Origin of the sequence: Sphingopyxis sp. MG, assembly GCF_002953155.1 — a bacterium.
Lineage (GTDB): Bacteria > Pseudomonadota > Alphaproteobacteria > Sphingomonadales > Sphingomonadaceae > Sphingopyxis > Sphingopyxis granuli.
This window is the reverse complement of sequence record NZ_CP026381.1, coordinates 3992550-4006812: the sequence shown is the minus strand read 5'-3', so window position 1 is coordinate 4006812 and position 14263 is coordinate 3992550. Positions and strand designations below refer to the sequence as shown.

The 14263-nt window shown below is 68.2% G+C and carries 10 protein-coding genes; all 10 read left to right on the top strand.

Annotated elements, in window-relative coordinates; translation table 11 throughout:
* Positions 1 to 55: 55 nt before the first annotated feature.
* The 10 genes from C3E99_RS18480 (at position 56) to C3E99_RS18435 (ending at position 14260) form a co-directional block, all read left to right on the top strand.
* On the top strand, positions 56 to 454 hold the full coding sequence (locus C3E99_RS18480; RefSeq protein WP_324787691.1) for a septal ring lytic transglycosylase RlpA family protein: 399 nt from the start codon (positions 56 to 58) through the stop codon (positions 452 to 454).
* A gap of 178 nt (positions 455 to 632) precedes the next feature.
* Positions 633 to 1106 (top strand): VOC family protein, encoded by a 474-nt coding sequence (locus C3E99_RS18475; RefSeq protein WP_067111019.1) that lies wholly within the window; start codon positions 633 to 635, stop codon positions 1104 to 1106.
* The gene (locus C3E99_RS18470; RefSeq protein ID WP_076073451.1) at positions 1103 to 1432 is read left to right on the top strand and encodes an ArsR/SmtB family transcription factor; all 330 of its coding nucleotides are present in this window, start codon (positions 1103 to 1105) and stop codon (positions 1430 to 1432) included. The genes C3E99_RS18475 and C3E99_RS18470 overlap by 4 nt, the downstream gene beginning before the upstream one ends.
* Entirely contained in the window at positions 1429 to 1899 is a 471-nt protein-coding gene (locus C3E99_RS18465) for an SRPBCC domain-containing protein (RefSeq protein WP_234002539.1), read from the top strand. The genes C3E99_RS18470 and C3E99_RS18465 overlap by 4 nt, the downstream gene beginning before the upstream one ends.
* A gap of 171 nt (positions 1900 to 2070) precedes the next feature.
* Positions 2071 to 4476: a ligase-associated DNA damage response DEXH box helicase gene (locus C3E99_RS18460; RefSeq protein WP_067111014.1), complete on the top strand. Its 2406-nt coding sequence runs from the start codon at positions 2071 to 2073 to the stop codon at positions 4474 to 4476.
* A gap of 82 nt (positions 4477 to 4558) precedes the next feature.
* A complete protein-coding gene (locus C3E99_RS18455) occupies positions 4559 to 5605 on the top strand; it encodes a retroviral-like aspartic protease family protein (protein ID WP_076073450.1) in 1047 nt (348 codons plus the stop codon).
* 59 nt (positions 5606 to 5664) lie between these two features.
* Positions 5665 to 6399 (top strand): ligase-associated DNA damage response endonuclease PdeM, encoded by a 735-nt coding sequence (gene pdeM, locus C3E99_RS18450; RefSeq protein ID WP_104960221.1) that lies wholly within the window; start codon positions 5665 to 5667, stop codon positions 6397 to 6399.
* 168 nt (positions 6400 to 6567) lie between these two features.
* The gene (locus tag C3E99_RS18445) at positions 6568 to 9390 is read left to right on the top strand and encodes a TonB-dependent receptor (protein ID WP_104960220.1); all 2823 of its coding nucleotides are present in this window, start codon (positions 6568 to 6570) and stop codon (positions 9388 to 9390) included.
* Between the two features lie 227 nt (positions 9391 to 9617).
* On the top strand, positions 9618 to 12350 hold the full coding sequence (locus C3E99_RS18440) for a TonB-dependent receptor (RefSeq protein WP_104960219.1): 2733 nt from the start codon (positions 9618 to 9620) through the stop codon (positions 12348 to 12350).
* Positions 12351 to 12442: 92 nt separating this feature from the next.
* Positions 12443 to 14260 carry a cation:proton antiporter gene (locus tag C3E99_RS18435; protein ID WP_199775033.1) on the top strand — a complete coding sequence of 606 codons (1818 nt, stop codon included), beginning with the start codon at positions 12443 to 12445 and terminating at the stop codon, positions 14258 to 14260.
* Positions 14261 to 14263 lie beyond the last annotated feature (3 nt).

Genomic DNA, 14263 nt, shown 5'->3' with positions numbered 1-14263 from the left:
GCCGCTGCTTGATGCCGCCCACGTCAAAGGGGAAGGTCTGCATATGCGGCGTTCGATGGGATTGGCCCTGGCCCTGCTGTTGGCCCCGTCCTTGTGGTCGGCCGCGCCGGCGATCGCGCAGGATCAGGGTCCGGGCGAAGCCGACGCCGGCGACGGCACCGAGATGGGCAGCGGCGTCGCCAGCTATTACAGCGACGAACTCGCCGGAAACCGCACCGCGAGCGGCGAGCCCTTCGATCCCGACGAACTGACCGCCGCGCACCGCACCCTGCCCTTCGGCAGCAAGGTGCGCGTGACCAACATCGCCAACGGCCAGAGCGTCGTCGTCCGCATCAATGATCGCGGTCCCTTCGGCCGCGGCCGCGTGATCGACGTCAGCCACGCCGCTGCTAAGGAGATCGGCATGCACCGCTCCGGCACCGCACGCGTCAACATGACCTTGCTCGACGACTGAGCGGTCGACCGGTCAGACCGAAAGGCCGATAATCTCCTCTTCTTACAGAGAGGGGTCGGTTTCAAAAAAGACAGGTGCCGCCGACAGGGCTCGAACATCGCTTTTCATCTATATATTTTCAATTTCCTGCAAATATTGTAGATATGGAAAATCATATGATTCGCAGGAGAGACGGAAAATGACCGAACAGCACCGTCCCAAGGGACTTTCGAGCGCGGTCAGCTATCGGGACAGCAAGGCCGCCTTCCGCTGGCTCGAGGCGGCGTTCGGTTTCGAGCCGCTGTTCGTGCTGCTCGACGCCGACGGCAATCTCGCGCACAGCGAGATGGGCTATGGCGATTCGGTGGTGATGGTCGGCAGCGAATGGTCGGACCATCACCGCAGTCCGAAATCGATCGGCGGCAAGAATACGCAGTCGGTGCATGTCCAGCTCGGCGCCGGCGAGGACATCGACGCGCATTGCGGCCGCGCGCGCGCCGCGGGCGCCGACATCATCGCCGCGCCCGAGACGCAATTCTACGGCGACCGTACCTATCGCGCCAAAGACCCGGAGGGGCATATCTGGACCTTCGGCGTCACTGTCGAAGCCAAAACCGCGGCGGAATGGGACGCCGAGGGCGGTTTCACCACCAAGACGCGGCTCGACGATTGAGCGCCGCGCTCGACCGCACCCTCGCCGCGCTCGCCGATCCGCAGCGCCGCCGCGCGGTCGAGCTGCTGCGCGAGCGACCGCGCAGCGCCGGCGATCTCGCTGGCGCGCTCGGCCTCGCCCCGCCCGCGATGAGCCGCCATCTGCGCGCGCTCAAGGCCGGCGGGCTGGTCGAGGATGCGCATCCCGATTTCGACGCGCGCGTGCGCATCTATCGCCTGAAGGATGGCGCGACCGACGAACTCAAGGCCTGGCTCGCCGAGACCGAGGCGCGCTGGGCGCACCAGCTCGCGGCGTTCAAGACGCATGTCGAAGGGCGGGGCACGTGAGCGGTGCGGCGGTGATCGTCGCGCTGCGCGTCGCCACGTCGCCGATGGCGGCCTTCACCGCCTTCACCCGCGACATCGGCCGCTGGTGGACGAGCCACCCGCTCTTCCCGCTGACACCGGAAGGCGACGGCGAACTGCGCTTCGATCCTCCCGGCCCCGGCGGCCGCCTCGTCACTCGCTTCGCCGACGGCACCGAGTGGGAGATCGGGGCGGTACGGCACTGGTCGCCCGGCGAACGCCTCGCCTTCGGCTGGCGGCTGCCCAGCTTCGCGCCCGACCAGACCACCGAGGTCGAGGTGCGCTTCGAGGCGGTCGGCGCCGACACGCGGGTAACGGTCGAGCATCGCGGATGGGACGGCATTCCGCAGCATCACGCCGCGCGGCACGGGTTCGAGCTGATGCTGTTCCAGCACCGGCTGGGCGAACATTGGCGAAGATTGCTCAAGGGGTTGAGCGAACTTCTCTGAACCGGTGTCGGCTTTGGGGTGGGAAGCGGTCGTTTGAGACATGCCCTGGTTTCCCCTCCCGCAGGCGGGAGGGGAGAAGAAACGTCCGCTTCCAGTCGAAAGCGAACATCCGTAGCGCTGCCGTCGGTCCGGGGGCTTGCCCCCCGCCGTCCGCGGCGCCACATCCGCTGCATGGCCCTGCCACCCCTCTTCGCCGACTGGTTTGCCGCGCGCGGATGGCGGCTGCGCGGACATCAGGCCGCCATGCTCGCGGCGGCGGAGCGCGGCGAGCATGCGCTGCTCGTCGCGGCGACCGGCGCGGGCAAAACGCTCGCGGGCTTCCTGCCCAGCCTGACCGACCTTGCGGGTCGTCCCAGCGACCGGCTGCACACGCTGTACGTCTCGCCGCTCAAGGCGCTCGCCGCCGATGTCGAGCGCAACCTGCTCGGCCCGATCGCCGCCATGGGCCTCGACATCAGCGTCGAGAGCCGCAGCGGCGACACCAGTTCGGACAGGAAGGCGCGGCAGCGCGCAAAGCCGCCGAACATATTGCTGACGACGCCCGAATCGCTGTCGCTATTGCTCTCCTGGCCCGACAGCTTCGCGATGTTCGCCGATCTGAAGACGGTGGTGATCGACGAGATACATGCCTTTGCGCCCGGCAAGCGCGGCGACCTCCTGTCGCTCGCGATGGCGCGGCTTCAGCGGATCGCGCCCGGTCTGCGCCGCGTCGGCCTGTCGGCCACCATCGCCGACCCCGACGCCTATCGCGCCTGGCTGGCGCCCGACGCCGATGCCGGGGGGGTAACGCTGGTCGAGGGCGAGCCCGGGGCCGATCCCGACATCCGCATCCTGCTGCCCGAAGGCGCGGTGCCGTGGGCCGGCCATTCGGGGCGCTATGCGGTGCATCAGGTGATGGCGGAGATCGCGAAGAACCGCACGACGATCATCTTCTGCAACACGCGCGGGCTCGCCGAGCTGATCTTTCAGGAGCTGTGGAAGGTCAACGACCTGTCGCTGCCGATCGCGATCCACCACGGCAGCCTCGACCGCGAGGCGCGGCAGCGCGCCGAGACGGCGATGGCCGAGGGGCGGCTGCGCGCGCTCGTCGCGACCGCCAGCCTCGACCTCGGGCTCGACTGGGGCGACGTCGACTGCGTGATCCAGATGGGCGCGCCCAAGGGCTCGTCGCGGCTGCTCCAGCGCATCGGCCGCGCCAACCACCGGCTGGATGAGCCGAGCCGCGCGCTGATCGTGCCCGGCAACCGCTTCGAATATCTGGAGGCACGCGCCGCGCTCGATGCGGTCGCGGCGGGCGAGCGCGATGCCGACCGCTTCCGTCCCGGCGCGCTTGACGTGCTCGCGCAGCATGTGATGGCGCTCGCCTGCGCGGCGCCGTTCGACGAGGCCGAACTGCTTGCCGAGATTCGCACCGCGACGCCCTATCGCTGGGTCGATGCCGGGCTTTTCGCGCGCCTGCTCGGCTTCGTGCGCGACGGCGGCTATGCGCTCAAGAGCTATGACCGGTTCCGCCGCCTCGCACCCGACGGACCGGGGCGCTGGCGGGTCGCGCACCCCCGGCTCGCGGCGCAGCATCGGCTCAACGCCGGGATCATCGTCGAGGCGCCGATGGCGGCGGTGCGGTTCCGGAACGGGCGGCGGCTGGGGCAGGTCGAGGAATATTTCGCCAGCACGCTGACACCGGGCGACACCTTCGCCTTCGCCGGGCTCAGCCTCGAGGTCGAGGCGATCCGCGACACCGACCTGATCGTCCGCGCGACGACGCGTCCCGCGCGCATCCCCAGCTATATGGGCGCGCGGCTCGCCATCTCGACCCGCCTCGCCGACCGGGTGCGGGCTTTCCTCGCCGATCCGGCAAGCTGGCGACGCTTTCCCGAGGATGTCCGCTTCTGGTTGGAGATGCAGGCGCTGCGGTCGGTGCTGCCGCGTCCCGGCGAACTGCTCGTCGAGAGTTTTCCGCACGAAGGCGCGCATTATCTCGTCTGCTATCCGTTCGAGGGGTGGAACGCGCACCAGTCGCTGGGGATGCTGCTGTCGAAGCGGATGGAGCGCGCGGGGCTGCAGCCGCTCGGCTTCGTCGCCTCCGACTATGCGATCGCGCTCTGGTCGCTACGGCCGGTCACCGATCCCGAGGCATTGTTCGACGCGACGATCCTCGAAGGCGAATTCGTCGAGTGGGTCGAGACATCGCACCTGCTGAAACGCGCCTTCCGCGAGGTCGCGGTGATCGGCGGCCTCATCGAGCGCCAGCATCCGGGCAAGCGCAAGACGGGCAAGCAGGTGACCTTTTCGACCGACCTGATCTTCGACGTGCTCCGCAAGTACGAGCCCGACCATCTGCTGCTCGAGGCCGCCTGGGCCGATGCGCGCGAGCGGCTGACCGACGTCGCGCGGCTCGGCGACCTGCTCGACCGCGCGGCCGGAACGATGGTGCACCAGCGGCTCGACCGCATCAGCCCGCTCGCAATCCCCGTCCTCGTCCTGATCGGCCGCGAGAATGTCGCCGCCGCCGATCTCGACGATGCGCTGCTCGGCGAACTCGCCGACACGCTCGCCGAAGCGGCGATGGGGCCCTAGGGCCACCAGAAGGGCGACTCCTCGTCCCGCTTGCCGCGGCGCCGCCGCAGGCGTAGACTGGCATCAAAAGAAGGATGCCGCCATGAGACACGCCGCCGCCCGCGCGCCGCTTTGGATCCTCCTGCTCGCCGCCCCCGTGCTGCTGGGATCGACCCCGCCGGGCGCGACGATCCCGACGGCGCCGATCGTGCCCGCCCCCCCGACCGACGGCATCGCCGACCCGGCGACGACGACGAGCGAGGTCACGCCCTTCATCCAGCCGTTCGACCTCGACGCGACGCGGCGCATGGCGGTCAACGTCATGGTCGGCGGGCAGGGGCCCTTTTCCTTCCTCGTCGATACCGGCGCCGAACGCACCGTGATCGCCAAGGAGCTCGCCGAGCGGCTCGGCCTGCTTCCCGGCGCGACGCTGCGCCTCGCGACGATCGGCGGTTCGGCGACCGCGCAGAGCTATCGCGTCGCGGCGCTGCAGATGACCGACCTGCACATGAGCGGGTTCGAAGCCCCGGCCTTCGCCGGCCGCCATATCGGCGCCGCGGGGCTGATCGGCGTCGACATGCTCGAAGACCGCCGCGTCCTCATCGATTTCCGCAAGGAAAGCATGGCGATCCTCGAGACCCGGCGCCGGGCGCGGCCGATCATCCGCGACGACGACGCGATAGTCGTCACCGCGCGCAATCAGGCGGGGCGGCTGATCCTCGCCGACGCGCGGCTCGACGGCCACCGCGTCGACGTGATCGTCGATACGGGGGCGCAGACGAGCGTCGGCAACCTCGCCTTCCAGCGGCTCGTCGCCAACCGGAAGCAGAACCGCCTGCCCTTCTTGCCGGTGACACTCAACGCGGTGACCGGCGAGCCGGTCGCGGCGATGCGCACGATCGTCCGCCGCATCTCGATCAACGGGATGGAGGTCAACGACCTGCCGGTCAGCTTCGCCGATTCGCAGGCGTTTCGCGCGCTCGATCTCGCGGAGCGTCCGGCGCTGCTGCTCGGCATGGACAGCCTGTCGCTGTTCGACCGGGTCGAGATCGATTTCCCGAACAAGCGCGTCGTCTTCGACCTGCCCGAACGCGCGAGCCGCGACCCGGCACTGCGCTATGCCGCCGCCGGGATCGCTGCCGGGAGCTGATCGGCGCAACCCGTCGCCCGGCGCTTGCCGCCGCCCCGCCGCCTTGCCATAGCCGCGCGATGGCGCCTGCCCCGCTCGTCCCCCCGCTCGTCCCGCCGCCGTCCGCTCGACCGGCGCTGGACTTCGCCGGCCACCGCTTTGCCGTGGCGGGCGACCGCGCGCTGTTCTGGGCGCGGCACGGCGCGCTGATCGTTGCCGACATGCACCTCGAAAAGGCGCGCTGGTATGCCGCGCGCGGCCAGCCGCTGCCGCCCTATGACAGTATCGATACGCTCGACCGGCTCGCGCGGCTCGCCGCCGACACCGGCGCGCGGCAGATCTGGTGCCTCGGCGACAGCTTCCACGATCCGCAGGCGGCGCGCGCCGTCGCGCCGGCGATCGCCCGGCGGCTCGCCCATCACGCGGCACGGGCGCGGCTCGTCTGGGTGGCCGGGAACCACGACGGGCTGAGCGGCGATGCATGGGGCGGCACCGTCGTCGACGAGCTGGTCGTCGACGGCATCGTGCTGCGCCACCAATGCTTGCCCGGCGAAACGCGGCCCGAGATTTCGGGGCATTTCCACCCCAAGCTGCGCCTCGCGCTGCGCGGCCGCAACGTGTCGCGCCCCTGCTTCGCCGCCGACGACCGGCGCCTGATGCTGCCGGCCTTCGGTAGCCTCACAGGCGGCCTCGACGTCCGAGACGCGGCGATCGCAGAGCAATTTTCCGGCCCGTATCGCGCGATGCTCGTCGCGCAGGGACGGCTGCTCGCTTTCCCGTGCCGTGACGCCGCCGGATGTGACGCTACGGCATAGGGGATTTCCCCTAATTTGCGCCCGGCACGCCCCGGTGTGGCTGTGGCGAAAAAGCATCACTCGTTGCAAAGAAACGCGCAAAAGCGCGAGCTTGACTGGAACGCGGAAGCGATCGGGCTATGATCGCGCGGCAACGAGAACAGAAATTCTCTGAGAGGAGTGCCCCAAATGAAATCATCTTCCCTTCTGTCTGCCCACCTGCTGCGCACGAGCGCGCTCGGCGTATCGCTGGCGGTCGCCGCGGCCGCCGTTCCCGCCTTCGCGCAGGACGCCGCGCCGCAGGATCAGGCGACGGCGGACGATAGCGGCGACGCGCCGATCATCGTCACCGCGCAGGGCCGCGCGCAGCTGCTGTCCGACGTGCCGGTCGCCATCTCGGCGGTCAGCGCCGAGACGCTGCAGAACAGCGGCGCCAACGACATCCGCCAGCTCAACCAGGTCGCCCCGTCGCTGCTCGTTTCGTCGACCGGTTCGGAGGCCAACGGCTCGGCGCGCATCCGCGGCATCGGCACCGTCGGCGACAACCCCGGGCTCGAAAGCTCGGTTCCGGTGTTCATCGACGGCGTCTATCGCTCGCGCTCCGGCATCGGCCTCAACGAACTGGGCGAGATCGACCGGGTCGAGGTGCAGCGCGGGCCGCAGGGCACGCTGGGCGGCCGCAACTCGTCGGCGGGCCTGATCAGCATCTATTCGAAGAAACCCTCCTTCACCTTCGGCGCCAATGGCGAGGTCACCTACGGCAACCACGACTATTGGCGCCTCGGCGGCAGCGTCACCGGGCCGATCAGCGACACGCTCGCGGCGCGCATCGACGGCGTGTGGGTGAAGCGCGACGGCTTCTACAACGACGTCAACAACAACACGCAGATCAACAACCGCGACCGCTATTTCCTGCGCGGGCAGCTGCTGTTCGAACCGACCGACGCGCTGTCGCTGCGCCTGATCGCGGACTATACCAACCGCGACGAGCGCTGCTGCGCTGCCATCTATGTCGACAACAGCGTCAATCCCTACATCGGCAACCTCAACAACCCGAGCCCGACGGGGGCCGCGACCGCGACGACCAACAACATCACGCGGGTGCTGATCGACCTGGGACAGCCCGCCGCGGCGCTGACCCCCGGCTACAACCGCGACATCTATGTCACCCCGGGCCGCAGCTATGCCGGCAAGACCAAGGATTACGGCTTCTCGGGCCAGATCGACTATGACTTCGGCGGCGCGACGCTGACGTCGATCACCGCTTATCGCGAATATCGCTCCGGACAGGCGGGCGACCTCGACTATGGCGCGGTCGACATCCTCTATCGCGCCGACGACAAGGACGCCTATCGCCAGTTCCACACCTTCACCCAGGAACTGCGGCTGCAGGGCGAAGCCTTCGACGGCAAGCTCGACTGGCTGATCGGCGGATTCTACGCGAACGAAAAGCTGACGGTGCGCGACAATCTGCGCTTCGGCGACGATTACGGCCGCTTCGCCAACTGCCGCCTCGTTAGCGGCAGCGCGCTTGCGGGCCTCTATTCGCCGGGTCAGGCAGGCTGCGTCGCGGGGGGCATCGACAATCCGCTCGGGGTGGGCCGCAATACGATCCTCGGCGCCTCGGGCACTTCGGGGGCGGATATCGTCGCCGCCTTCTCCGCGCTCGACGGCCTTAACGACCTCGGCTCGATCAACGACCGCTATCGGCAGAACGGAACGAACTGGGCGCTGTTCACGCACAATATCTTCCACATCACCGACACGCTCGATCTGACGCTCGGCCTGCGCTACACGCACGACAAGAAGAAATTCTCGGCCAGCTTCACCAACGACAACACGGTCTGCACGACGATACAAGGTCTCGTGCTCGACGACCTGACGAGCACTACCAGCAATGCGACCGCCAAGGCGCTGGCGGGCGCGCTGATCGGCCTCGGCTGTCAGGGCAATGCTACCGCCGAGCTCAATGGCGTGTCGATCAGCGACCAGCGCAGCGAGGACAAGTTCACCGGCACCGCGATCCTGTCGTGGAAACCCACCGACGATCTGATGACCTATGCCAGCTATTCACGCGGCTACAAGGCGGGTGGTTTCAACCTCGACCGCTCGGCGCTGAAATCGCCGATCGTTCCGTTCGGCGGCCAAGCGGGCGCGCAAGCTCTGGTCAGCGGCCTCCAGTTCGACCCCGAACTCGTCACCAGCTACGAACTCGGCGCCAAATATTCGGGCGGTCCGTTCAGCGCCGGGCTGACCCTGTTCCGCACCGACTTCAAGAACTTCCAGCTCAACACCTTCAACGGCTCGACCTATATCGTGCAGACGATCAACGGCTGCTCGGCCGATCTCGGCGGGGCCGACCGCGACCAGAGCAAATTTACGAGTGCGCCCAACTACAACGCGGCAGCCGCAACGACCGGCGCCTGCGCCGCGGACGACGTGACCTGGGGCGTGCGCTCGCAGGGCTTCGAGCTCGAAGCCTCGCTGATCCCGGCACGCAGCTTCCGCATGACCGCGGGGCTGACCTATGCCCGGACCAAGTATAATAAGAATCTGGTCGGCAACTCGTCGGGCACGCCGCTCGACCAGGCGCTTCGCAAGCTTCCCGGCGACAATATGTCGAACGCGCCCGAACTGGTCGCGACCGGCAGCATCGCCTGGACGCCCGACATCGGCAGCAGCGGGCTGACCGGGCTCGTCTATGTCGACGGCCGCATGACCAGCGACTACAACACCGGCTCCGACCTCTTCCCGCAGAAGGAACAGGACGGCTACGCCATCTTCAACGCGCGCCTCGGCGTGCGCGGCCCCGACGAGAAATGGGGCATCGAGCTGTGGGCGCAGAATATCTTCAACAAGCAATATTCGCAGGTCGCCTTCAACTCGCCGTTCCAGGAAGGTGCGACGACGGCCGATTTCGCCGATCCGCAATATCCGGGCGGTCGCCAGATCTTCTCGATGTTCCTCGCCGAGCCGAGGACCTATGGCGTGACGCTGCGCGGCAAGTTCTGAGCCGCAAGGGGGTCGGGGCGGCCGCGGCCGCCCCGATTGGAAAAGGCGGGGCCGGCGCGCCCCGCCTTTTTCTTTTTGTCAAACTGGCATTCGTGGCAGCTGTGGCAGAAAAGACGCGCCCGCGGCGTAAAACCGCTACGGAAACGGGCGGCCTCTGGTCGCTCCACGCCATTTTGATATGCTCCTTCCTCGCAGAATGAAAAGATATTGCGAGAGGAGGACCACAGATGAAAGCCAAGCGTTTTTCCGCGTCCCACCTGCTTCACACCAGCGCGCTAGGGGTATCGCTGGCGGTCGCCTTTGCCGCGGCCCCGGCGCTCGCGCAGGCGCGCGGTGGCGAGGGATATGAGGATCCCGATTCGATCATCGTCACCGCGACGAGGCGCAGCGAGATGCTGTCGGACGTGCCGATCGCCGTATCGGCCGTGACCGGCGAGACGCTGGAAAAGACCGGCGCGACCGACGTGCGCGCGCTGGGGCAGGTCGCACCGTCGCTGCTCGTGTCGGGCGCGACGAGCGAAGTCAATTTCACCGCGCGCATCCGCGGCATCGGTACGGTCGGCGAGAATCCCGGGCTCGAAAGCTCGGTCGGCCTGTTCATCGACGGCGTCTATCGTAGCCGCACTGGCGTCGGCCTGTCCGAACTGGGCGACATCGAACGCGTCGAGGTGCTGCGCGGGCCGCAGGGTACGCTGTTCGGCCGCAACTCGACCGCCGGGCTGATCAACATCGTCACCAAGGGGCCCGAACTCGGCCATTTCGGCGGCAAGGGGTCGGTCAGCTACGGCAATTATGATTACTGGCGCATCGACGGGTCGCTGAACGCGCCGCTCGGCGACAAGGCGGCGCTGCGTCTCGACGGCGTATGGCAGAAGCGCGATGGCTTCATCAGGAATGCGACGCCCGGCGAACCCGACATCAACGACCGCGACCGCTGGCTGGTGCGCGGGCAGATGCTGTTCGAACCGAGCGACAGCATCAGGCTGCGCCTGATCGCCGATTACAGCGAGCGCGACGAGAATTGCTGCGGCGGCGTGCTGCTCGGCCCGGTGCGCGGCCTGACGCGCGGCGCCGACGGCTTTCCGGTCGCCGGGCCCAACACGCTGCTGCCGCTGCTCCAGCTTCTCGGCGCCAACCATCAGGTGCCGCCCCCGGGGGAGAGCTTCATCCGCACCCAGGCGACCACCCCCGGCATCACCTATCGCTCCGACACCAAGGACTGGGGCGTTTCGGGCGAGCTGACGTGGGAGCTCGGCCCGGCGACGCTGACCTCGATCACCGCCTATCGCGATTACAAGAATGCGCAGGGGCAGGACGCCGACTTCAACGCGCTCGACATCCTGCACCGCACCGACCTCGACCGCCGCTTCCGCCTGTTCACGCAGGAACTGCGGTTGCAGGGCGATGCGCTCGACGGGCGGCTCGACTGGCTGATCGGCGGCTATTTCGCCAACGAGAAGCTCGATATCGACGACGACATCGTCTATGGGGCCGATTACGAGCGCTTCGCCAACTGCCTCGCGGCGGTGACGCTCGCGCCGACGCTGGTCAATCCCGCCTCGGCCACCTGCTCGAACCTGCCCGCGATCTCCTTCCCCGGCTTCCAGGGGATCGCCGCGCTGCTCAACGCGCCGCGCCTCAACGGCACGGGCGCCGCCGATCCGAGCTTTCACCAGCGCAGCACCAACTATGCGCTGTTCACCCACAACAGCTTCGACCTCGTCGAGGACCGGCTGACGCTGACGATCGGCGCGCGCTACACGCACGAAAAGAAGACGCTGGCCGGCGACGCCAATTTCACCAACACGCTGTGCCCGGCGATCGTCAATTCATCGCTGCAGGCGCTCGCGAGCCTCGCCTGCGTCATCAACGGCACAGCGCCCGACCTCGTCAAGGGCGCGCCGGGCACGCGCTTCAGCGACAGCCAGTGGACGGGCACCGCGGTGCTGAGCTGGAAACCGACGCCCGACCTGCTCGTCTATGGCTCGGCGTCGAAGGGGTACAAGGCCGGGGGCTTCAACCTCGACTTCTCGGCGCTCGACCGGCCGTGCAGCACCACCGCGGGGTCGGCGGCGCAGAACGCCGCCTGCACCGCGCTGCTCGCGCTTCCCGCCAACACCCCGGCCAACGGGCGGCCCGAGGCGAGCGACCTGCAGTTCGCGAGCGAAAAGGTCGACGCCTACGAACTCGGCATCAAGTGGGACGGGCCGGGGATCGACGTCAACATCGCCGCCTTCTGGCAGGAATACAGCAATTACCAGCTCAACACCTACAATGGCGTCAATTTCGAGGTGACGAACATCCAGGCGTGCAAGGACGACCTCGGCACCGGCCCGATCGACAACAGCGCCCTTACCGGCGGCTGCGCGGCCGACCGGCTGAAACCCGGCGTCGTCGCCAAGGGGCTGGAAATCGAGACCTTCCTGCGCCCCGCGCGCTATCTGTCGGTCAACATGGGGCTGACCTATGTCGACACCCTCTATCGCCGCAATCTCGTCGGCACCGGAGGCCGGCCGCTGTCGCCGGTGCTGTTCCAGCTTCCCGGTCGCGGCGTGTCGAACGCCGCCAAATATGTCGCAACCGCCGGGATCAGCTGGACGCCGCCGATCGGCGGGTCGGGGATGAGCGCGCTCTTCTATCTCGACACGCGCCTGCAAAGCGACACCAACACCGGCTCCGACCTCGACGTCGAGAAGATCCAGGACGGCTTCGCGGTCGTCAACGGTCGCGTCGGCCTCTACGGTCCCGACCGGCGCTGGGGAATCGAGCTGTGGGGGCAGAATCTGCTCAACAAGCGCTACTACCAGATCGGGGCCGACATGCCGTTGCAGGGCAGCGGCACCTTCCGATCGGTCGCGGCGCCCGCATCGCTGGGCTTCCCGGCGACGGCGAGCCAGCTTTTCGTCGGCTTCCCCGGCGAACCGCGCACCTATGGCGTGACGCTGCGCGGCCAGTTCTGATCCGGCGCAATCGCGCTTCGACCGCCCGCGCGCCATCCCGCGCGCGGGCGGTTTTCTTTTGCTTTTCGCCTGTCCTTGCATAGGCTTGCGCGATGTTCGCGATCGACTCCCTGCTCGTCAAAATCGCCCTGATCGGCGTCATCGGCATCGGCGCGCAATGGGTCGCCTGGCGGACGGGACGGCCCGCGATCGCGCTGATGCTGCTCGCCGGCATCGTCGCCGGTCCGGTGCTGGGCCTGATCGACCCGGCAAAGGATTTCGGGGCGCTGCGCGAACCGATCATCAAGCTCGCGGTCGCCGTCATCCTGTTCGAGGGCGGGCTCAGCCTGAAATTCCGCGAACTGCGCCATGCCGGCGTCGCGGTGTTCATGCTCGTCTTCGTCGGCGTGCCGGTCGGCTGGGCGCTCGGCACCGCGGCCGCCTATTACGGCGCGGGGCTGCCGTTCGAGCTGTCGGCGCTGTTCGGCGGCATCATGGTCGTCACCGGCCCGACGGTGATCGTGCCGCTGCTGCGCACGCTCAACATCACGCCGCGCGTCAAGCACATGCTGAAATGGGAAGCGATCGTGAACGACCCGATCGGCGCGCTGCTCGCGGTCGGCATCTATTCCTACATCATCCACGGCGGCAGCGACGCGAACGGCGTCGGCATCGTCACCGATGTCGTCGCCGCCAGCCTGCTCGCGATGCTGATCGGCGGCGCCGCCGCCTTCGCGCTGACCGCGGCCTTCGTGCGCGGCTGGGTGCCCGAATATCTGAAGGCGCCGGTGCTGCTGACGACGGTGATCGCGGTCTTCGTCCTCTCAGACCTCATCATGCACGAAACGGGACTGATCACCGTCACGGTGATGGGGGTGGTGATGGCGAACCGCGAGACCGATTCGAGCCATATGCTGATGCGCTTCAAGGAGGATTTGACCGTCCTCCTCGTCTCGGGCGTGTTCATCATCCTGTCCGCCACGCTCGACTGGACCGTCGTCCAGAATTTCCAGCTCCGCTTCCTGCTCTTCCTCGTCCTGCTGCTTTTCGTGGTGCGGCCGCTGACGATCATGGCGGCGCTGCTCTTTACCCGCATCCCCTTGCGCGAGCGCCTGTTCGTCGCCTGGATCGCGCCGCGCGGCATTGTTGCCGCCGCCGTGACCGGCCTGTTCGCGCTGCGCCTGTCGGATTACGGGGTGCCGGGCGCGGAGGCGCTGGTGCCACTGTCCTTTGCGGTGGTCATCGCGACGATCTTCGCGCACGGCTTCACCGCCGCGCCCTTCGCGCGCTGGCTGGGGCTCGACCGCGGCAAGGGCGACGGGGTGCTGCTCGTCGGCGCCAACGGCTGGACGATCGCCTTCGCCGAGTTCGTCAAGGCACAGGGCCGCGCGGTGCTGGTCGCCGACACCAGCCTGCTCGCGCTGCGCCGCGCCCGCGCCGCCGACCTGCCCGTCTATCACGGCGATATCTTGGACGAGACGCACGACGACCATCTCGACATGGGCCGCTATCAGCAACTGATCGCCGCGACCGACAACGACGCCTATAACGCGCTGGTGTGCAGCGAGCTGGCGCCCGAGGTCGGCCACGACCGGGTCAGCCGGGTGATCGCCGAGACGCCGCGGGGCAGCCGGCGGCGCGGGCGCGTCCTGACGCTCGGGGGCACGCCGATCGAGACGCAGCTCGACCGGCTGCAGGCGGGGTGGACCTTCGGCCGCACCCGGATCACCGAGAAATTCCCCTATGCCGATTTCGTCGCGCGGATGAAGGCGTCGGGCGGCGACAGCCTGATGGTCGCGCGGCCGTCGGGCGACCTCGCCGTCTTTTCCGCCCAGCACCGGCCGCCGGTCGAGCCGGGCGACACCGTCTGGACCTTCGTCCCGCCCGACGACCCGCGCACGCGGATCGAGGCGCGCGACGCGGCTCCCTGAACC